This window comes from Paraburkholderia phymatum (assembly GCF_038900715.1).
GTDB classification, from domain to species: Bacteria; Pseudomonadota; Gammaproteobacteria; order Burkholderiales; family Burkholderiaceae; genus Paraburkholderia; species Paraburkholderia phymatum_A.
On sequence record NZ_JAYMRZ010000005.1, the window covers coordinates 266,618 to 286,960 of the forward strand.

16 protein-coding genes are annotated in these 20,343 nt (G+C 64.1%); 7 read left to right on the forward strand and 9 right to left on the reverse strand.

The window, feature by feature from the left end; translation table 11 throughout:
• The first annotated feature begins 48 nt into the window (after nucleotides 1-48).
• Complete coding sequence (locus tag VSR68_RS12250; protein ID WP_342940093.1) at nucleotides 49-1,173, forward strand: aminotransferase; 1,125 nt, start codon at nucleotides 49-51, stop codon at nucleotides 1,171-1,173.
• A gap of 63 nt (nucleotides 1,174-1,236) precedes the next feature.
• On the opposite strand, the gene VSR68_RS12255 is transcribed toward VSR68_RS12250, so the two are convergent.
• From VSR68_RS12255 to VSR68_RS12270, 4 genes are all read right to left on the reverse strand, one after another.
• A complete protein-coding gene (locus tag VSR68_RS12255) occupies nucleotides 1,237-4,260 on the reverse strand; it encodes an FAD-binding and (Fe-S)-binding domain-containing protein (protein ID WP_342940094.1) in 3,024 nt (1,007 codons plus the stop codon).
• Between the two features lie 79 nt (nucleotides 4,261-4,339).
• Nucleotides 4,340-5,089: a 2-keto-4-pentenoate hydratase gene (locus VSR68_RS12260; RefSeq protein WP_342940095.1), complete on the reverse strand. Its 750-nt coding sequence runs from the start codon at nucleotides 5,087-5,089 to the stop codon at nucleotides 4,340-4,342.
• 17 nt (nucleotides 5,090-5,106) lie between these two features.
• Nucleotides 5,107-6,393 (reverse strand): MFS transporter, encoded by a 1,287-nt coding sequence (locus VSR68_RS12265; RefSeq protein ID WP_342940096.1) that lies wholly within the window; start codon nucleotides 6,391-6,393, stop codon nucleotides 5,107-5,109.
• Between the two features lie 245 nt (nucleotides 6,394-6,638).
• Nucleotides 6,639-7,859, reverse strand: a complete 1,221-nt coding sequence (locus VSR68_RS12270; protein WP_342940097.1) for a pyridoxal-phosphate-dependent aminotransferase family protein — start codon at nucleotides 7,857-7,859, stop codon at nucleotides 6,639-6,641.
• Between the two features lie 142 nt (nucleotides 7,860-8,001).
• Between VSR68_RS12270 and VSR68_RS12275 the strand changes: the two genes are divergently transcribed.
• Nucleotides 8,002-8,727 carry a GntR family transcriptional regulator gene (locus VSR68_RS12275; RefSeq protein WP_342940098.1) on the forward strand — a complete coding sequence of 242 codons (726 nt, stop codon included), beginning with the start codon at nucleotides 8,002-8,004 and terminating at the stop codon, nucleotides 8,725-8,727.
• A gap of 69 nt (nucleotides 8,728-8,796) precedes the next feature.
• On the opposite strand, the gene VSR68_RS12280 is transcribed toward VSR68_RS12275, so the two are convergent.
• The 4 genes from VSR68_RS12280 to VSR68_RS12295 all read right to left on the reverse strand — a co-directional run bounded on the left by VSR68_RS12280 (nucleotide 8,797) and on the right by VSR68_RS12295 (nucleotide 13,409).
• Nucleotides 8,797-10,140 carry an MFS transporter gene (locus VSR68_RS12280; protein ID WP_342940099.1) on the reverse strand — a complete coding sequence of 448 codons (1,344 nt, stop codon included), beginning with the start codon at nucleotides 10,138-10,140 and terminating at the stop codon, nucleotides 8,797-8,799.
• Between the two features lie 91 nt (nucleotides 10,141-10,231).
• On the reverse strand, nucleotides 10,232-11,182 hold the full coding sequence (locus VSR68_RS12285) for a hydroxymethylglutaryl-CoA lyase (RefSeq protein ID WP_342940100.1): 951 nt from the start codon (nucleotides 11,180-11,182) through the stop codon (nucleotides 10,232-10,234).
• A complete protein-coding gene (locus VSR68_RS12290) occupies nucleotides 11,179-12,372 on the reverse strand; it encodes a CaiB/BaiF CoA-transferase family protein (protein WP_342940101.1) in 1,194 nt (397 codons plus the stop codon). Before VSR68_RS12290 ends, VSR68_RS12285 begins: the two co-directional genes overlap by 4 nt.
• A 110-nt stretch (nucleotides 12,373-12,482) precedes the next feature.
• Nucleotides 12,483-13,409, reverse strand: coding sequence for a LysR family transcriptional regulator (locus tag VSR68_RS12295; protein ID WP_342940102.1), 927 nt, complete (start codon nucleotides 13,407-13,409; stop codon nucleotides 12,483-12,485).
• A 212-nt stretch (nucleotides 13,410-13,621) separates the two neighbouring features.
• On the opposite strand from VSR68_RS12295, the gene VSR68_RS12300 reads away from it, so the two are divergent.
• Both VSR68_RS12300 and VSR68_RS12305 read left to right on the forward strand, forming a co-directional pair.
• The gene (locus VSR68_RS12300) at nucleotides 13,622-14,581 is read left to right on the forward strand and encodes a GlxA family transcriptional regulator (RefSeq protein ID WP_342940103.1); all 960 of its coding nucleotides are present in this window, start codon (nucleotides 13,622-13,624) and stop codon (nucleotides 14,579-14,581) included.
• 51 nt (nucleotides 14,582-14,632) lie between these two features.
• The gene (locus VSR68_RS12305) at nucleotides 14,633-15,379 is read left to right on the forward strand and encodes an SDR family oxidoreductase (RefSeq protein ID WP_342940104.1); all 747 of its coding nucleotides are present in this window, start codon (nucleotides 14,633-14,635) and stop codon (nucleotides 15,377-15,379) included.
• Nucleotides 15,380-15,641: 262 nt separating this feature from the next.
• Here VSR68_RS12305 and tssE read toward each other — a convergent pair whose 3' ends face one another.
• Complete coding sequence (tssE, locus tag VSR68_RS12310; RefSeq protein WP_342940105.1) at nucleotides 15,642-16,040, reverse strand: type VI secretion system baseplate subunit TssE; 399 nt, start codon at nucleotides 16,038-16,040, stop codon at nucleotides 15,642-15,644.
• A 323-nt stretch (nucleotides 16,041-16,363) separates the two neighbouring features.
• Here tssE and VSR68_RS12315 point away from each other — a divergent pair, with 323 nt between their 5' ends.
• The 3 genes from VSR68_RS12315 to VSR68_RS12325 are packed head-to-tail and all read left to right on the forward strand — an operon-like array spanning nucleotide 16,364 to nucleotide 20,282.
• Entirely contained in the window at nucleotides 16,364-17,326 is a 963-nt protein-coding gene (locus tag VSR68_RS12315; RefSeq protein WP_342940106.1) for a MurR/RpiR family transcriptional regulator, read from the forward strand.
• The gene (locus VSR68_RS12320) at nucleotides 17,323-18,330 is read left to right on the forward strand and encodes an isoaspartyl peptidase/L-asparaginase (RefSeq protein WP_342940107.1); all 1,008 of its coding nucleotides are present in this window, start codon (nucleotides 17,323-17,325) and stop codon (nucleotides 18,328-18,330) included. Before VSR68_RS12315 ends, VSR68_RS12320 begins: the two co-directional genes overlap by 4 nt.
• Nucleotides 18,331-18,344: 14 nt before the next feature.
• On the forward strand, nucleotides 18,345-20,282 hold the full coding sequence (locus tag VSR68_RS12325; RefSeq protein ID WP_342940108.1) for a dipeptide ABC transporter ATP-binding protein: 1,938 nt from the start codon (nucleotides 18,345-18,347) through the stop codon (nucleotides 20,280-20,282).
• The last annotated feature ends 61 nt before the right edge of the window (nucleotides 20,283-20,343 follow it).

A 20,343-nucleotide genomic window follows, 5' to 3' on the forward strand; every position in this document is an offset into this window, starting at 1 on the left:
CACACTTGCCGCGCCCCATGCCACTGCTTTCATTCGAGGACAGAAGTCATGCAAATCAGGGAATTCGGAGTCGAACGCTGGATGGATCTCTACGAGAACCATTGCGAACTGAATCTGGCGGAAACGTGCGTGGAATCGCTGACGGTCGGCGAGTTGCTGAGGATCGCGGGCAAGGAAGATGCGCTGCTCGCCGAGATTCTGCCGATGAAGCTCACCTATGGCGCGATCGACGGCACCGAGCGGTTGCGCACCAACGTCGCGTCGCTGTATGAGACGCAGGGTGTGCCGAACGTGCTGATCACGCATGGCGCGATCAGCGCGAACGCACTGGTCTATGAAACGCTGGTCGAGCCCGGCGATCATGTGATCTCCGTGTTGCCGACGTATCAGCAGCACTATTCGATTCCCGAGAGCTACGGCGCGAAAGTCGACGTTCTGCGTTTGCGCGAGGAACACGCGTTCCTGCCCGATCTCGACGAACTGAGGCGCATGGTGACGCCGACGACGCGCATCATCGCGATCAACAATCCGAACAACCCGACGGGTTCGCTGATGGACCGCGCGTTCCTCGAACAGATTGCGCAGATTGCGCGTTCATGCGGCGCCTATGTGCTCTGCGATGAGGTGTATCGCGGCACCGATCAGGACGGCAACGGCTTCACAGCATCGATCGCGGATGTCTACGAAAAGGGCATCAGCACAGGCAGCATGTCGAAGACGTGGTCACTCGCGGGCCTGCGCGTCGGCTGGATCGCCGCGCCTGTCGAGATCATCGAGCGAGTGCGGATTCATCGCGACTACAACACGATCAGCGTCGGCATGCTCAACGATCTGCTCGCGTCGATCGCCCTCGAAAACCGCGCGGCGATTCTCGAACGCAATCACGGCATTCTGCGCACGAATCTCGCGCTGCTCGATGCGTGGATCGCGAAAGAGCCGCTGCTGTCCTGGGTCAAGCCGAAGTCGGGCACGACGGCGCTGGTACGTGTTGGTGTCGATATGCCGTCGCGCGATTTCTGCGTCGCGCTGCTCGAAAAGACGGGCGTGATGTTCACGCCGGGCAGCGCGCTCGATGTGGAAGGTTATGTGCGCATCGGCTATACGAACAATCGCGATGTGCTGGTTGCGGGGCTTGCGAAGGTGTCGGAGTTCTTGCGGGATGTCGTGCGCTAAAACGCGTTGTGCAAAAGCCTTCGCTCCGTGTTCGCATGCGAAGCGAAGGCTCGCGCGTTGCCACTACCCCAACGCCCGCGCCAACACCCGCGCAACATGCACCGCCTCCACACCCGCGCCATCGTGGATTTGATGACGGCAGCTCGTCCCATCGGCGACCATCACCGTGTTCGCGTCGATCTTGCGCACGGCAGGCAGCAACGACAACTCGGCCATCGCCATCGATGCGTCGTAATGCTCCGCTTCATACCCGAAGCTGCCCGCCATTCCGCAGCACGACGATTCGACCGTCGACACCGTGAGATCGGGAATCCATTTCAGCACCGTTTGCACGGGCGAAAACGCATCGAACGCCTTCTGATGGCAATGACCGTGCACGAGCGCCTGATTCACGCCACCGCCTAGCGGCTTCAATTCGAGCGTCAGGCGGCCGGCCTTCTGCTCGCTGACGAGAAACTCCTCGAACAGCATCGCGAGCTTCGACAGACGCTCCGCTTCTTCGCCGAAGCCGTATTGCAGAAACTCGTCACGCAACGACAGCAGACACGACGGCTCCAGCCCGACCACAGACACGCCTCGCTCGACGAACGGCCTGAAAGCATCGAGCATTCTGCGCGCCTCGCGCTTCGCTTCGTCGACGAGACCCGCTGCGAGGAACGTGCGCCCGCAACACAGAGGACGCTCGCCCGCGCGCGTATTGAAGCGCACGGTATAGCCCGCTGCTTCGAGCACCTGTTGCGCGGCGCGCGCGTTCTCCGGTTCGATGCCGTTGTTGAACGTATCGACGAATAGCAGCACTTCTTTTTGTGCTTGATTCGAAGCATTCGAAGATGCAGCCTTCACATCGACGTCGCTCAGAAACGGCTTGACGAACCGCGGCAACGAACGCTGCGGCGCGAAGCCGAGCGTGCGCTTGATCCACGGCAAGTTCGCGGCGAACGCGAACACGCCGGGCATGCTGGCCGCCAGCGCCGCATAACGCGGCATGAACGCGATCATCTTCTCGCGCAAGCGCAGGCCGTGCTTTTGCGCCCATGCAGCGCGCGCCTCGATCTTGAACTTCGCCATGTCGACGCCCGTCGGGCAATCGCGCTTGCAGCCTTTGCACGACACGCACAGATCGAGCGTATCCTTCACGTCCTCGCTCGCGAGCCCTTCCGCGCCGAGCTGCCCCGACAGCGCGAGCCGAAACGTATTCGCGCGCCCACGCGTCACATGCTGTTCGTCCTTCGTCACGCGATAGCTGGGACACATCGTGCCCGCATCGAACTTGCGGCAATGTCCGTTGTTGTTGCACATCTCAACGGCTTTCGCGAGGCCGCCCGCCAGATCGCTGCCCGTTCCGGGCGCCGTTTCCACGCCCGTCAGCGGATCGCGCTCGACATTCCACGTCGACCAGTCGAGCGCGGGTGTCAACGCGCGCACCTTGTATCCGGGCGCAAAGCGGAAGTTGCGCGCGTCATCCATCTTCGGCGGACGCACGATCTTGTCCGGATTCATCCGGTTGTCGGGATCGAAGAGCGCCTTGATCTCGCTGAACGCCTGATTGATGCGCGGACCGTATTGCCACGCGACCCATTCGCCGCGGCACAAACCATCGCCATGCTCGCCCGAATACGCGCCCTTGTATTCGCGCACGAGCGCGGCCGCTTCTTCCGCGATGGCGCGCATCTTCTTCGCGCCGTCGCGTCGCATGTCGAGAATGGGCCGCACGTGCAGCGTGCCGACGCTCGCATGCGCGTACCATGTCCCCTCCGTGCCGTTGCGACGAAACACGTCCGTGAGCCGGCTCGTGTATTCGGCGAGATGTTCGAGCGGCACCGCGCAATCTTCGATGAACGATACGGGCTTGCCGTCGCCCTTCATGCTCATCATGATGTTGAGGCCCGCCTTGCGCACTTCCCAGAGCGCTTTCTGTTCGGCGGCGTCGGGCATCTGCACGACGGAATCGGGCAAGCCGAGATCGGCCATCAGCTCCGTCAACTGCCTGAGCAACGCAAGCTGCGCATCGCGGTCCTCGCCGGCGAACTCGACGAGCAAAATCGCTTCCGGCCTGCCGACCAGCGCCTTTTCGATCACCGGCCTGAACGAAGGATTGCCCATCGCGAGATCGATCATCGTGCGATCGACGAGTTCGACCGCGACAGGCTTGAGCTTCACGATGTGCTGCGTCAGGTCCATCGCCTGCCAGAACGTCGGGAAGTTCACGACGCCCAGCGTCTTGTGCGTGGGCAATGGCGCGAGCTTCAACGTCAACTGGCGGCTGAACGCGAGCGTGCCCTCCGAGCCGACGAGCAGATGCGCGAGATTTGCAAAGCCATCGTCGGTATAGGCGCGCGGATTCTGGCAGTCGAACAGATCGATGTTGTAGCCCGCGACGCGCCGCAACACCTTCGGCACCTGCGCGACGATCTCATCGCGCTCGCGCAGCGCAATCGCCTTCACGCCTTCGAGAATCTGCTGCAAACGCATGCCCTGCGGCGCGTCGCGCAGCGAAGCGAAGTGCGCTTGCGTACCGTCCGCGAGAATCGCGTCGATCGCTTCGACGTTGTGGACCATGTTGCCGTATTCGATCGAGCGCGAACCACACGAGTTGTTGCCCGCCATCCCGCCGATCGTGCATTGCGCCGCCGTCGATACATCGACGGGAAACCACAGGCCGTGCGGCTTCAACCACGCATTCAGATGATCGAGCACGATGCCGGGCTCGACCGTCACCGTGCGCTTGTCCTTGTCGAAGTCGATGACCTGGTTGAGCCATTTGCTCGTATCGACGACGAGCGCCTCGCCCACCGCCTGCCCGCACTGGCTCGAGCCCGCGCCGCGCGCGAGCAGCGGCACGTGCTCGCTGCGCGCGATGTCCAGCGCGACGCGCAGATCGTCCTGGTCGCGCGGCACGACGACACCGATCGGCGTGATCTGATAGATCGATGCATCCGTCGAATAGCGGCCGCGGCTTGCGGCATCGAACAGCACGTCGCCGCGCATCTCCTGGCGCAGCCGGTTCGCGAGCGGCGTACCGATGCGCGCCGACGAAGGCACGAGATGGATTGGTTTGACGAGCAAAGTGGAATTGGCGTTCGACATGTGCTTCGGCCTGTGAGAATGCCCGGAAGGCGAGGCTTAATAGACTTATAGGCGATAGGCGGGCCCTGAAAAAGCGGGACTATTCGAGCGTGACGCTGACGGGCCCAAGCCCTTCGATGTGTCCGCGCGCGGTGCCCGCCTGCTCTGGGAAGAACATGCCCGTAAAAGAACCCGTCGTCACGACCATGTCGGGCGTCACGGCAATGCCGCGATGCTGCGTGCAGTGATTGACGAGCCACGTCAGCAGACGCCGTGGATCGCCGCACGGATTCGACGGCGCCGCCTTCACGACGTCGCGCCCGTCGAACGTGAATGTAAGCGAGGGCGCGATGAACGGAAAATCGCGCCGGTACTTCGTGAACTCGCCGACGATCAACGCGCCGTGATTCTGCAAGTCCGCGAGTTGCGCGAGCTTGTCGACGTTGGGCCACTGCTCGAAGCGGCTCGCGACGATTTCGATGGTGGCCGCCATCGAGTCGATTGCATCGAGCACCTCCACTTCATGATACGCGTCCTCGGCCGGTTCGAAACGCCGGTTGAAGCGGAACGCGATTTCCAGTTCGAGGCCGAGCGGCGTGTAGTGAGCGCGCGGCAGACGCGCGCCGTCGGCGTGCAGATCGGTCGATGGCAGCGGCGCGCCCTGAATCGCGCCCTCGGTGGATTTCGCACCGATTTTCCAGCCGCCGATGCGCGCGCCGCGCGACGCCAGCAGCTCGTGCTGGATCGCGTAAGCGGCGCTTGCGTCGGCGGGAATCAGTTCGCTCGGGAGTGACGCGAGCGTCGTGTGATCGGCGCGCGCGTCGGCGAGTTGTCGGCTCAGCATGTTCATTCAGACGTTAGCAAGGTTCACGCGTTGAAGCGCGTGGCAGGTTGTGCGCCCGGCTCCGAGCCGACTGCGAAACGGCTTTCCGGTTGCATGCGGAACGCGAGCACGACGCCGATCGCCATCAGCAGCATGCTGCCCACGAAAGGCAATTCCCAGTTGCCGAACGAATCGATCAGATAGCCCGACAACACGGGCGAAATGATCGCCGCGAGCGCCGAGCCCGTATTCATCATGCCGCTCGCGGTGCCCGAGTATTCCGGCGCGATGTCCATCGGAATCGCCCACATCGGCCCGATCGTCATCTCGGCGAAGAAGAAGCCCGACGACAGACACACCATCGACACATACACGTTGTGCGTGAGCATCAACGGCACCAGCGACGCAAGCGTAAGCAGCATGCAGATCGACACCATCCAGCTGCGCGCGCGCTTGAGACTGCCCGTGCGCTCGAAGAGCTTGTCGGTGACGATGCCGCCCAGCGTATCGCCGATCACGCCCGCGAAGAACACCGCCGAAGCGAACACGGCCGATTTCTTCAGATCGAGGTGATAGCTGTGCAGGAAGTACTGCGGAATCCAGCTCAGGAAAAGCCACAACGTCCAGCCATAACAGAAGTACACGATGGTGACGGGCGCCATGCGCTTGAAGAGCGCTTTCCACGGCACGTTTGCGGTTTTGGCCTTCGGCGCGGGCAGCACGTCGAGTTCCGCCTGCGTGATGCGGCGATGCTCTTTCGGATGCTCGGTGAACGTCAGCGCCCACACGACGACCCACAGCAAGCTAAACGCGCCGCAGATATAGAACGATTCGCGCCAGCCCCACGTCGTCATCACGAGCACGATCACGCCGGGCGCGATCGCATTGCCGATGCGCGCCGCCGAGTGCGTGATGCCCTGCGCGAAGCCGCGTTTTTCTTTCGCGACCCAGCGCGACATCGCAGCCGTCGCGGCAGGAAACGTCGCGCCTTCGCCGAAGCCGAGCAGCACGCGCGCGCAGAGCAATGAGATCAGGCCGCCCGCGAAGCCCGTCAACAGCGTCGCGACGGCCCAGATCGCGCCGCACGCGATCAGCGTGCGCTTCGCGCCGAAGCGATCGCTGACCCAGCCGCCGATGATCTGGAACACGAGATACGGATAGGCAAACGCCGAAAAGACGAGGCCGACTTCCGTATGCGAAAGATGAAACTCCTTGCCGAAGCCCGCAGCCGCCGTACTGACGTTGACGCGGTCAAGGTAGGTGATGAAGTACATGATGCATAGCATCAGTAGAACGATACTGGTCGCACTGGTCACACGAAACCGCTTCATCGTCTGTCTCCGTTGCTTGTGACGGCGCGTTCGCGCAGGCTGTTCAGCCGTGATGCCGCGCGAGCCGCCGTCTGCGTGGTCTGCCGTTTGCGTTGATCGCGTCTGTGGTGCTGTTCGCTTGCGTGCTGCTTTCTTGTTGTTGTGCTGTGTTGCGCTGACGAGGCGCTTGAGGTGACTGCGTCATCGTCTGCGAATGAAGGAACCGGTGTGATCCGCTTCCTTCATCGCTGATGCTTATCGGCGGATCACGCGGCCGCCTTGAGTTTCGGCGTGTTCGGCTGCGACATCAGGAACGCCATCGCGGCAGGCAGTCCGCTCGCGGCGATGGGCACGCCCGCGAGTTGCAGGCCCATCTCGACGCCCGCGAGCGTGGCCATCAGCGTGAGGTCGTTGCAGTCGCCCAGATGACCGATGCGGAACATGCGCCCCTTCATCTTGCCGAGGCCCGTGCCGAGCGACATGTCGAAGCGTTCGTAGATGACCTTGCGCACCGCATCGGCATCGATGCCGTCTGGCATCATCACGCCCGTCAGCACAGGGCTGTAGACGGACGGATCGGCGCATTGAATCTCGAGGCCCCACGCGCGCACCGCACGGCGGCACGCTTCGGCGAGGCGATCGTGACGCGCGAACACGTTGTCGAGCCCTTCGCCGAGAATCATGTCGAGCGCTTCCGAGAGCCCATACAGCAGGTTCGTGTTCGGCGTGTACGGCCAGTAGCCGCTCTTGTTCATTTCGATGATCTCGGCCCAGTCCCAGAACGCGCGCGGCAGCTTCGCGTGTTTGCCCGCCTCGATCGCCTTCTGCGACACCGCGTTGAAGCTGATGCCGGGCGGCAGCATCAAGCCCTTCTGCGAGCCGGACACGGTCACGTCCACGCCCCACTCGTCGTGACGATAGTCGGCGCACGCGAGGCCCGAGATCGTATCGACGAGCAGCAGCGCCGGATGGCCCGCCGCATCGATCGCACGACGCACGGCCGCGATGTCGGACGTGACGCCCGTCGACGTCTCGTTGTGCACGACGCACACGGCCTTGATCGCGTGCTGCGTGTCTTCGCGCAGACGCGCTTCGATCATCTGCGGCTGCACGCCGCGCCGCCAGCCTTCGATACCGGGCAGGCCCAGAAACTCCGGCTTCAGGCCGAGGTTGTCGGCCATCTTTTTCCACAGCGTCGCGAAGTGACCCGTCTCGAACATCAGCACGTGATCGCCGGGGCTCAGCGTGTTCGACAGCGCGGCCTCCCAGGCGCCCGTGCCCGACGCCGGATAGATCACGACGGGCTGCTGCGTCTTGAAGATCTTCTTGATGCCTTCGAGCACTTTCAGGCCCAGCGCGCCGAACTCCGGACCGCGATGGTCGATGGTCGGATAACTCATCGCCCGCAGGATGCGGTCAGGCACCGGGCTCGGACCCGGAATCTGCAAGAAGTGGCGGCCTGCGGGATGAAAGTCGAGCTTCAGCATCGGTCGATCTCCTCGATTGAATTTTGCATGCAAAAAACTATAACAACGGATCGTAGTCGCCCCAAGGCAGTGTTTACCCGTGTATTTCCTCGGAATGGCTTGCATGATTTAAAATCCGCGCATATCGCATGAGGATTTTTGTATGCAAAATTCGGACATTGACGCAGGCTTGACACCGTCTCCCCTGATGCCGAAGGTCGAACGCCAGCGTCTGCACGACACGGTGGTCGAACACATCCGGCGCTTTATCGTCGAAGGCGTGCTGGAGCCGGGCAAGAAGCTGAACGAACGCGAGCTATGCGAGACGCTCGGCATTTCGCGCACGCCGTTGCGCGAGGCGCTGAAGGTGCTCGCGGCCGAAGGGCTGATCGAAATCGAGCCGAATCGCGGCGCGTCGGTGTCGAAGATGTCGGAAGCGGAGATACGCGAGACGTTCGAGCTGATGAGCGGGCTCGAGGCGTTTTCAGGCGAGCTGGCCGCCGAGCGCATGACGGCTGCCGAGCTGACGGAGATCAAGGCGCTGCACTATGCGATGCTCGCGTGCCGCACGCAAAACGATCTGGCCGGCTACTACAGCCGCAACCAGGCGATTCACGACAAGATCAACGAGGCCGCGCGCAATTCGGCGCTGCGTCAGACGTATGTCGCGGTGAACCGCAGATTGCAGGCGCTGCGCTTTCGCTCGAACTTTCAGACCCCGAAGTGGGACCGCGCGATTCACGATCACGATGAAATGCTGAAGGCGCTGGAGGCGCGCGACGGCAAGCGTCTGAGCGCGATCTTGCGGCAGCATCTGCTGGACAAGCGCGATGCCGTGTTGCAGATACAGTCGCGGGAAGATGCGGCGGCGGGGAAGTTGAAGGCTTGATTTGAAGGCCCAAAATGAAAAACGCACGGCGGATGCCGTGCGTTTTTTCATCACCGGATCACGAAACCATCACCCGTTCACCCGCCCCGTATGATCTCTCTGCCGCAACGACTGCGGCAGACCATACAGAACGATCAACGCGCAGATCAGGCTCAACGCGCCGATCACATACAACGCAGGCGTCGTGCTTCCCGTCACGTCGCGCACGCGACCTACCATCACCGGACTCACGATTCCGCCCAACTGTCCCAGCGTATTGATCAGCGCGATGCCGCCCGCGGCGCCCGCGCCCGTCACGAGCTTCGGCGGCAGCGCCCAGAACGCGGGAATCGAAGCGATCACGCCCGCGCCAAGCACGGCGAGCGCCACCACGAGCATCACGGTCTGCTTGTCGAAGAAGCCCGCTGCAAAGAACCCGACAGCCGCCATCACCAGCAGCGCGCTCACGAACTTGCGGCGCTCGCCCGACGCGTCCGACATCCGCCCCACCACCACCATGCAGATAGCGCCGCAGATATACGGCACGGCCGTCAGCAGACCGATGATCGTCGGGTTTTGCGTGCCGGCGCTGCGGATCAGATGCGGCGCCCAGAAATTGAGGCCGTAAGACGCGATCTGAATCAGGAAATAGACGAGGCCCAGCGTGAGAAAACCCGGCGTGCGGATCGCGCCGAGCAGCGAGTGCCCGTGCGTCGTCGGCTGCGCCTGCTGCGCGACCTGAGCCGACAGATACGTCTTCTCGGTGGGCGACAGCCAGCCTGCATCGTCGATGCGATCCTTCAGCACCTTCAGCACGAGTATGCCGAGCACGACGCACGGCAAGCCGCCCAGCATAAAGAGCCAATGCCAGCCGCGAATGCCGAACACGCCGTCCATGTGCCCAAGCACGAGACCTGAAATCGGCGCGCCGACCAGACCCGAAAACGCCGATGCGAGGAACAGCAGCGACGTGATACGTCCGCGATAGCTGGCCGGAAACCAAAGCGTCAGATAGTAGAGCACGCCCGGCGCAAAGCCCGCTTCCATCGCGCCGATCACGAAGCGCAGTCCATAGAACTGCCATTCGTTCGTGACGAAGACCATTGCCGCCGTCGCGAGACCCCATGAAATCATGATCCGCGCGATCCATTTGCGCGCGCCGACCTTGTAAAGAAGCATGTTGCTCGGCACTTCGAAGAGCACATAGCCGATCACGAAGAGACTCGCGCCAAGGCCATATGCGGTATCGGAAAAGCCAAGATCGCTTTGCAGCTGGAACTTCGCGAAGCTGATGTTGATGCGGTCGAAGAACGCGAACAGGTAGCAGATCATGATGAGCGGCATCAGCCGCCACGCGACCTTCCTGATGATGTCGGCTGTCGCCGATAGTTTGTCGTCGCGGCCGTCGGCCGTCACTGCATCTGTTGTACTCATGTTTTGTCTCCTGTCCCATGCAAGGCAACCGCCGGATTCGGCGGCGATGCCATGCGATCGTCAGTGTTGTTGTCGAAGTAAATGAAATGCTTCAGATAGCGCGCACGTAATCGGGCACGGGATGCACGTCGCAATTGCGGCCCGCCTTCATCAGCTGTCCCGGCACGTCGTGACCAAGCAATGCGGGCAGCGTGCGCGACAACGCGATCAGCTTCTGCAAGTCGATGCCCGTCGGGATGCCCATTTCGTCGCACATGTTGACGAGGTCTTCCGTGCAGATGTTGCCCGACGCACCCGGCGCGAACGGGCATCCGCCAAGGCCGCCAAGCGCCGCGTCGAAACGGCGCGCGCCTGCTTCATACGCGGCCAGCACGTTCGCGAGACCGAGGCCCCGCGTGTTGTGAAAGTGCAGCGTGAGCGCGTCGGCAGGCACGCGTTGCAGCACGCGCTTGACGAGTCGCGCGACCTGGCGCGGGTTCCCCATGCCCGTCGTATCGGCGAGCGTGATGCCGTTGATGCCCATTTCACGGTACGTGTCGACGATTGACACCACGCGGTCTTCGTCGATCGCGCCTTCGAACGGGCAGCCGAATGCCGTCGCGACCGTCGCGTTCAACGACACCGTGAAGTGCCGCGCGAGCCGCACGATATCGCCGAACGCATCGAGCGACGCTTCGCAGCTCATGCGCATGTTCGCGCGGTTATGCGTCTGGCTCGCGGACATCACGAGGTTCAGTTCGTCGGCGCGTGCATTGAGCGCGCGCTCGGCGCCCTTCACGTTGGGCACGAGCGCAACGAAGATCACGCCTTCGCGTCGCTGGATCTGCGTGAAAACCGCTTCGCCGTCGCGCAGCGCGGGGATCGCTTTCGGCGAAACGAACGAGCCTGCTTCGATTCGCGTGAAGCCTGCCGTCGACAGCTGATCGATCAGCGCGATCTTGTCGGCCGTTTCGACCCATGTCGGCTCGATCTGCAAGCCGTCGCGCGGCGCGACTTCCTGCACGATCAGCTTGTCAAACCGAATATCGTCATCGAATGTCATTGCACGGCTCCTTCGCGGCGCAGCCGCTCGATTTCGCTTTGTTCATAGCCGAGAGCGGCCAGCACGCTCGACGTGTGTTCGCCGAGCGTCGGCCCTTGCCAGCGCACTTCGCCAGGCGTCTCGGACAGCTTCGGCACGATGCCGGGCATCTTCACCGACGCGCCGCCCGGCAAGTCGGCCTTCAACAACATCTCGCGCGCCTGATAGTGCGGATCGGCGACGATATCGGCAACGGAGTAGATGCGGCCCGACGGCACTTCCGCGCTTTCGAGCGCGGCCAGCACGTCGTCGATCGAGTGATGCGAGGTCCACGCGGTGATCGCGGCGTCGAGCATCGCGGTCTGCGCGACGCGGCCGTCGTTGCGCGCGAGCGCGGGATCGTCGGCGAGATCGGGACGGCCGATCACATGCATCAGCCGCTTGAAGATGGGATCGCTATTGCCCGCGATCACGACGAAGCCGCCGTCCTCCGTGCGATACGTGTTCGACGGCGCAATGCCCGGCAGCGCGCCGCCGCTGCGTTCGCGCACGTGGCCGAGCAGATCGAACTCAGGCACGAGGCTTTCCATCAGGTTGAACACGCTCTCGACGAGCGACACGTCCACCACCTGTCCGTCGCCCTGTCCCGTCTTCACGCGCAGCACCGACATCAGTGCGCCGATCACGCCATGCAGCGACGCGAGCGAATCGCCGAGGCTCACGCCGACGCGCGCCGGCGCGCCGTCGACATCGCCCGTCGTATAGCGGATGCCGCCCATCGCTTCGCCGATCGCGCCAAAGCCCGGACGATCGCGATACGGGCCCGTCTGGCCATAGCCGGAAATGCGGACCATCGTGAGCTTCGGGTTGATCGCGTGCAGCACGTCCCAGCCGAGGCCGAGCTTTTCGAGCGCGCCGGGACGCAGATTTTCGATGACGATGTCGGCGTCGGCGATGAGACGCTTGACGACGTCGGCGCCTTCGGCCGACTTGAGATTCACGCAGATCGACTTCTTGTTGCGCGATTGCAGATACCACCAGAGCGACGTGCCCTCATGCAGCTTGCGCCATTTGCGCAGCGGGTCGCCCGTTTCGGGTGCTTCGATCTTGATGACTTCCGCGCCGAACTCGGCGAGCAGCCGCGCAGCGAACGGCGCGGCGATCAGCGTGCCGATTTCGACGACGCGGATACCCTGCAACGGACCACTCATGATGCTGTCTCCAATGTGAATTCATGTTGGAGACAAGGTTAGAAGCGCGGCCGCCGGAGCGTCCAACCGCATTTCGCCAACGACCGTTCGCGGTTCGCGAACGCTCCGCACTAAGCCTTGCTGGACAAGGCTTCGACGGAACGCAGATGATCGAACAGGAGCTTGGCGACGGGCGAAAGACGCGCCGCGTCGCGCGTGACGATGATGAGATCGCGCTCGGCCCAGTCGTCTTCGAGCGCGACGCTGACGAGGCCCAGAGGCCGCCCCATGATGCGGTAGACGTTGGTCGGCAGCACGCCGACGCCCATGCCCGCCTGGATCATCCGGCACACGGCGTCGAAGCCCGGCACGTGGATGCGCAGCCTGAGCGGCTTGCCCGCCTGGCGCGCGGCCATATGCGTGCGCGCGTTGATCGAACTGGCCGAATGCAGGCCGACGTGATCGCTGTCGAGTGTTTCCGCGAACGCGACGCTCGTGCGTTCCGCGAGGGGATGATCGTCGCGCATCACGACACATAGCGCGTCGTGCCGGTAGTGCGTCGCTTCGAGGCCGCGCGCGTCGGCTTCACCGGAACAGATGCCGAGATCGGCGAGACTGTCCGCGACGGCTTCGATGACGCCGCCGCTCGGCCGCTCTTCCAGATCGATCTTCACGCGATCGTTGACGGCGAGAAACGCGCGCAAATCTTCAGGCAGGAATTCGACGATCGCCGAGAGGTTCGCCATCATCCGCACATAGCCGCGCACGCCGCTCGCGTGGCCCGCGAGTTCGATGCCAATGTTCTCGATGCCGCGCATCACGCGGCGTGCGTGATGCAGCAGCGTTTCGCCCGCGGGCGTGAGCGTCATGCCGCGCGCGTTGCGCTGAAAGAGCGTCGCGCCGACGGCCTGCTCGAGTTCGAGCAGACGCTTGCTCGCTGCGGATACGGCGATGGACTCGCGTTCGGCGGCGCGCGTCAGCGTGCCTTCCTCATAGACGGCGATGAAGAGTTGCAAGGTCGTGAGGTCGAGGCGGCGGTGGAGATTCTTCAGAGCCATGGCGAATACGGGCACGCGCAGTGTCGGGACTGCAATGCGTGATATTGTGCCGCGAATTGCGCCGTCACCCCGCTTCGAGTGCTCCCGGTGGATACGTAACCGCTATTCGCGCTGCTCCTGCTCTGCGTGGCGTGGCTGCCTGCGCGTCGGCGTCAAAAGCGGATTTGCTATCCTGTGCGCTCTTTTCAACGCGTTGCCTGCGAGGTCATCGAATGCCGAGCGTCGCCATCGCGATCTTTCCGGGCGTCCAGGCGCTGGATGTCGCCGGTCCCGTCGACGTCTTCTCCGAAGCGAACGGTTTCATCGACGGCAACGACCGCTATGAAGTGACGCTGCTCGCCGCCGACAGCAAGCCGCTGCGCGCATCGAACGGCATCACGTTCATCGCCGACGAAACATTCGACCAGAAGCGCTCGTCCTTCGATCTCGCGCTGATCGCCGGCGGCCCCGCGTTGCCGGAGCGCGCGCCCGATCCGCGCCTGACGGACTGGCTCGCGAGCGTCGCATCGCAATGCAAGCGCTATGGCTCGATCTGCACGGGCGCGTTCGCGTTGGGCCACGCGGGCCTGCTCGACGGGCGCAACGTCACGACACACTGGCAGCACGCGCAACAGCTCGCGACGCAATTCCCGAACGCGCGCGTCGACTTCGATCGCATCTATCTGCGCGACGACCGGCTCGTGACGTCGGCGGGCGTGACGGCGGGCATCGATCTCGCGCTTGCGCTCGTCGCCGAGGACCACGGCCCGCAGACCGGGCTGAAAGTGGCGAAGCGCCTCGTCGTGTTCTCGCAGCGTCAGGGCGGGCAATCGCAGTTCAGCCCTTACCTGACCGCGCCCGCCGACGAAACCTCGCCCGTCGCAAAGGTGCAGGCGCACGTGATGGCGAACATCCGCGAGAACTTCACAGTCAGGCAACTGGCCGACGTCGCGGGAATGAGCGCGCGCAATTTCGCGCGGATCTTCGTGCAGGATACGGGCGTGACGCCGCACGAGTTCGTCGAGCGCGCGCGGATGGACGCGGCGCGCAAGCTGCTGGAAAGCAGCGGCGCGGCGCTCAAGACCATTGCGTACGATTGCGGCTTCGGCACGGCCGATCGCATGCGCATCGTGTTCACGAAGCGTATTGGCGCAACGCCGAAGCAATATCGCGAGCGCTTCCGGCAAGAGTGAGTGCTGCGTGAGAAAATATCCGGCACATCAACGGCTCTTTAGAACCTCGACATGAACGCTACCACTTCCGTTCGCGCCATCGTCACCGGTCATACGCGCGGCCTCGGCGCGGCGCTCGCCGAACAGCTGCTCGCGCAAGGCATCGCCGTGCTCGGCATTTCGCGCTCGCGCAATGACGCGCTCATCGCGCGGCAAGGTTTCGAGCAGGTCGAAGTCGATCTGTCGAATGCGGAACGCCTCACGCAATTCCTCTCCGGCGACACGTTGCGCAACTTCCTGAAAGGCGCGCAGACGGCGCTGCTGTTCAACAATGCGGGCATGGTGCAGCCGATCGGTCCCGTCGAAGTGCAGGACGTCGCCGCGATCGCGCAAGCCGTCACGCTGAACGTGTCCGCGCCGTTGATGCTGGCGAGCGCGTTCACCGCCGCAAGCCCCGATGCCGGCGACCGGCGGATCGTTCACATTTCCAGCGGCGCCGCGCGTCATCCGTACTCGGGCTGGAGCATCTACTGCGCGACGAAGTCCGCGCTCGATCATCACGCGCGCTCCGTGGCGCTCGACGAGAACCGGGCGCTGCGCATTTGCAGCGTCGCGCCGGGCGTCGTCGATACGAACATGCAGGCGGAGATTCGCAGCACCGGGCTGGACAAGTTCCCGATGCGCGAGAAGTTCGAGGAACTGAAGCGCAGCGGCAAACTGTCGACGCCGGAAGAGTCGGCGGCCAAGCTGATCGGCTACGCGTTGAGCGATACGTTCGGCGCCGTCGCAACCGCGGATGTGCGGGAGCTGCCGCAGTAAGCGCGCAGTCGCGTAGCGCAGGAGTGAAGTCCCGAAAAGCCTCACCTTTGCGTGAGGCAGCCTGATCGGAGACTTCATGCATGGCCGCATTGCGGACTCGCCGCTCTATAGAAAAACGCGAAATTGCCGGGAAATATAGGCTTTTTCACGCATTCTTCGCAGCGGCCATCGTGCTTGAGGTGCGTGAGAACTGCCCCGGAGGGCTCACTCCCGAATTTCCTCACCTCAAGGCATTCGGACCGCGATAGGCGAAGCGGGAAGCTCAGTATCGATCGGCGTCGCGGTTCAGCATTTTCAGCCGCGTGCGTCCGTCCGGCGTGAAGTGTGTGCCGAAGCGCACGAGCCCGTGCGTGCGCAAATGGCAAGCCATCGTGAAACTCAGCAGCATGCCCGGCGCGGTTTCTTCGATGCTGATCTCGATGCTCGACAGACGCGGTTCATATTTGAGCAGCGTGGCCTCGATCTCACGCCTGAGTTTGTGCGCCGACGCCGGCAAGTGCCGGTATATCTCGGACAGATCGTCGAGCCCATAGTCGGGCAGATGCGCGAGACCGTTGCGGCGGCTGTTCAGGATCCGATGGATGTTGTCCTGCACGGACAGAAACGTTTGGGTGTGCGGGTCGAAGTCGTCGATGGCAATCGGCGCTGATGCCCCCCGCAAAGGATAAAAGCACCACGCCGCAGCGCACTCCCGTGGCGCGCACCACCTCTCAACAACAACGCGCGCCGTCCGACTGACGGCGCCGCTTCCATTCGCCGCAGCAGCCGCCGCGCCGCCGCGCCTGCTTCCACACTCGCGCGCCCCGCGTCATCCAGAAACACCTCCAGGGCCGATCGCCCTGCGTCTCCTTCCACAAACGCCCAAGTGGCCCTCGTGTTTCCTTCGTGAAAACCCCTACTCCACTGTGAAAATTTATTTTCTCCGTATACATTCGATGTAAATTTACTTACATTGCCGACCACGCACACAACCCGCACCATCCGATGCCCCGTCACCCGACGCCCTCCGCCGCCCCAGAGCCGGCCATCGCCGCCCGCATCACGGCCGCGATGCCGATCCTCACGCCCGTCCACCGGCGCATGGGCGAGTTCGTGCTGGCCAACCAGTTTCGCGCGGCGACCATGCGTATCGACGAACTGGCCACAGCCGTCGGCGCATCCGTCGCGACGGCGAACCGCTTCTCGCGCGCGCTCGGCTTCGACGGCTATCCGGCGTTTCGCGAAGCGCTTGTGCGCGGCTTCGAAGCGACGCTCGCGCCCGTCGAACGCTTGCGTTCCGCGCAGGAGTCGCGGACCAAGGGCGACGAACTCTTCAGCGCGTCGCTCGAACAGGCCGCAACGAATCTCGGCACGACGCGCAACGCGATCGACAGCGCAGCCGCCGAAGCCGCCGTCGAAGCGATCATCGGCGCGCAGCGCGTGTTTATCCTCGGCTCGGGCGCGAGCGCCTTTCTCGCGAGCCTGATGGAGCACAACCTGCTGCCCTATCACGACAACGTGCAGTCGCTCGCGCTGATCGGCGGGCCGACACACGCGGCGCGCCGTCTCTTCAATGCGCGCCGCGGCGATCTGGTGATCGCGATTGCGTTCCCGCGCTATGTCGACGACACGATTGCGCTCGCGCGCCGCGCCGCCGGCCTCGGCGCCGACGTGCTCGCGTTGACGGACGGCCCGGCGTCGCCGCTCGCGGCGCTGGCCACGCGCTCGCTTTTCATCCGTGCCGAGCGGCGTCTTGCCGCGACGTCCGAAGCAACCGTGCTCGCGGTAATCGAAGCGCTGTGCGACGCCGTCGCGTATCGCGCGAAACGTTCGGCCCAGGCCGCCGCCGACATGACGGAGTTCGTGCTGCCCTGGCTCACCGAAACGTCCGCAATGCAGCCCACCACGAAGACGGCCACGCGGCCGACCCCGCGACCCACCTCCAACCGAGCGAAGAAAAAGCAATGACGTCCAAGGCGGTAATCGCGATTCATGGCGGCGCGGGCACGATCGTGCGCGCGTCGATGGCCCCCGATGCGGAAGCCCGCTATCACGCCGAGTTGCGCGCCGTGCTCGCCGCTGCTCAACGCGTGCTCGCCGACGGCGGCAGCGCGCTCGACGCCGTCACGCAAGCCGTGCGGCTGCTCGAAGACTGCCCGCTCTTCAACGCGGGACACGGCGCTGTTTACACGTCGGCGGGCACGCATGAACTCGACGCGTCGATCATGGACGGCCGCACGCTGGAAGCGGGCGCCGTGTCGTGCGTGAAGCGCGTGCGCAATCCCATCGTCGCCGCGCGTCACGTGCTCGAATACAGCGAGCACGTGATGTTCACCGCCGACGGCGCGGAGGCGTTCGCGCAAGCCCAGGGCCTCGAGTTCGTCGACCCGTCGTACTTTCACACGGACGCGCGCTATCGTCAGTGGCAACTCGCGCGCGAGCAGCAGCGCGCGATGCTCGACCACGACGGCGCGACGCTCGCCGCGCAAACGCCCGCGGCGCCAGCGACGCAAGCCAACGACGATGCGCTACCTCACGAGCCCATCGATCCGAACCGGAAGTTCGGCACGGTCGGCGCGGTCGCCGTCGATCTGTACGGCCACGTCGCGGCTGCGACGTCGACGGGCGGCATCACGAACAAGCAGTTGGGCCGCGTCGGCGACGCACCGCTGATCGGCGCGGGCTGCTATGCCGACGACGCCACCTGCGCCGTGTCGACGACGGGCTCGGGCGAAATGTTCATGCGCATGGTCGCCGCCTACGACGTCGCCGCGCAGATGGCCTATCGCGGCGTCTCGCTGGAAGAAGCGGCGAACGATGTCGTGATGAACCGCCTGCCGCGCATCGACGGACGCGGCGGCCTGATCGCCGTCGACGCGCACGGCAACGTCGTATTGCCGTTCAACACGGAAGGCATGTATCGCGGCTATGCACGCGTCGGCAAAGCGCCCGTCACCGCCATCTACCGCTAGACGCAACTTGCCGCATGCCTTCATTGCCACAGACGCCAGGAGAAATCATCGTGACGAACACGCCGAAACAGTCACGTCCGCTCGATAGCCTGCCGCCGCAACGTGTCGTCGATATCGACCGTCTGACGGTCTCGTTCCGTCGCGGCGAAAGCACGTTCGACGCAGTGCGCGACCTGTCGCTCACTGTCGATCGCGGCGAGACGCTCGCGATCGTCGGCGAATCGGGTTCGGGCAAATCGGTGACGTCGCTCGCGCTGATGCGCCTCGTCGAACATGGCGGCGGACGCATCGCAAACGGCAGCATCGCGTTTCGCCGGCGCAACGGCAGCGTGCTCGATCTCGCGCAAGCGTCACAAGCGACGATGCGCGGCGTTCGCGGCGCGGACATCGCGATGATCTTCCAGGAGCCGATGACGTCGCTCAACCCTGTGTTCACGGTGGGCGACCAGATCGGCGAAGCGATCGCGCTGCATCAGAACATGAGCCGCAGCGACGCGCACGCGGAAACGCTGCGTCTGCTCGATCTCGTGCGCATTCCCGAAGCGCGCCGCGTGGCCGCGCGTTATCCGCATCAACTGTCGGGCGGCATGCGGCAGCGCGTGATGATCGCGATGGCGCTGTCGTGCAAGCCGTCGCTGCTGATCGCCGACGAGCCGACCACCGCGCTCGACGTGACGATCCAGGCGCAAATCCTCCAGTTGATACGCGGCCTGCAGGACGAGATGAACATGGGCGTGATCTTCATCACGCACGACATGGGCGTCGTCGCCGAAGTCGCGGATCGCGTGCTCGTGATGTATCGCGGCGAAAAGGTGGAAGAAGGCGAATCGGGCGCGCTGTTCGCCGCGCCCGCGCATCCTTATACGCGAGCGCTGCTTGCCGCCGTGCCGAAGCTCGGCTCGATGCAGGGCACGAATGCGCCCGCAAAGTTTCCGTTGCTCACGCTCGATGGCGAGCACGCGCAGCCGTCGGGCGAAGCACGCGCCGCGCAAGCCGAAGCCACACAGACGCAAACCGCGCAGCCGATTCTTCGCGTGCGCGATCTCGTCACGCGCTTTCCCGTGCGCAGCGGCCTGTTCGGCAAGCTGACGGGCCGCGTGCATGCCGTCGAGCGCGTCAGCTTCGATCTGCATGCAGGCGAAACGCTTGCGCTCGTCGGCGAATCGGGTTGCGGCAAATCGACGACGGGACGCTCGCTGCTGCGTCTCGTCGAAAGCCAGAGCGGCAGCATCGAGTTCGACGGCAAGGACATCAGCTCGCTCAGCGGTCCTTCGTTGCAGGCATTGCGGCGCGATATCCAGTTCATCTTCCAGGACCCGTTCGCGTCGCTCAATCCGCGTCTGACGGTCGGCTTCTCGATCATGGAGCCGCTGCTCGTGCACAACGTCGCGAGCGGCAAAGCGGCTCAAGACCGCGTCGCGTGGCTGCTCGACAAGGTCGGCCTGCCCGCCGATGCCGCGCGCCGTTATCCGCACGAATTCTCCGGCGGCCAGCGTCAGCGCATTGCGATTGCGCGCGCGCTCGCGCTCAATCCGAAAGTCGTGATCGCGGATGAATCGGTGTCGGCGCTCGATGTTTCCGTGCAGGCGCAGATCGTCAATCTGATGCTCGATTTGCAGCGCGAATTGGGTGTCGCATATCTGTTCATCTCGCACGACATGGCTGTCGTCGAGCGCATCAGTCATCGCGTCGCAGTGATGTATCTCGGGCAGATCGTCGAGATCGGCCCGCGCCGCGCGGTGTTCGAATCGCCGCAGCATCCGTACACGAAGAAGCTGATGGGCGCGGTGCCCGTCGCCGATCCGGCGCGCCGCCACGCGAAGCGCATGCTCGCCGCCGACGAACTGCCGAGCCCGATTCGCACGCTCGACGACGAACCCGTCGTCGCGCCGCTCGTCGCCGTCGGGCCGGATCATTTCGTGGCCGCGCATCGGATCGGCGGCGCTTACTAGCTTATCGATCGGGCAGGCAAGGCCGATCACGCATTACCGGCAGCACACAGAAGCCGCGCGG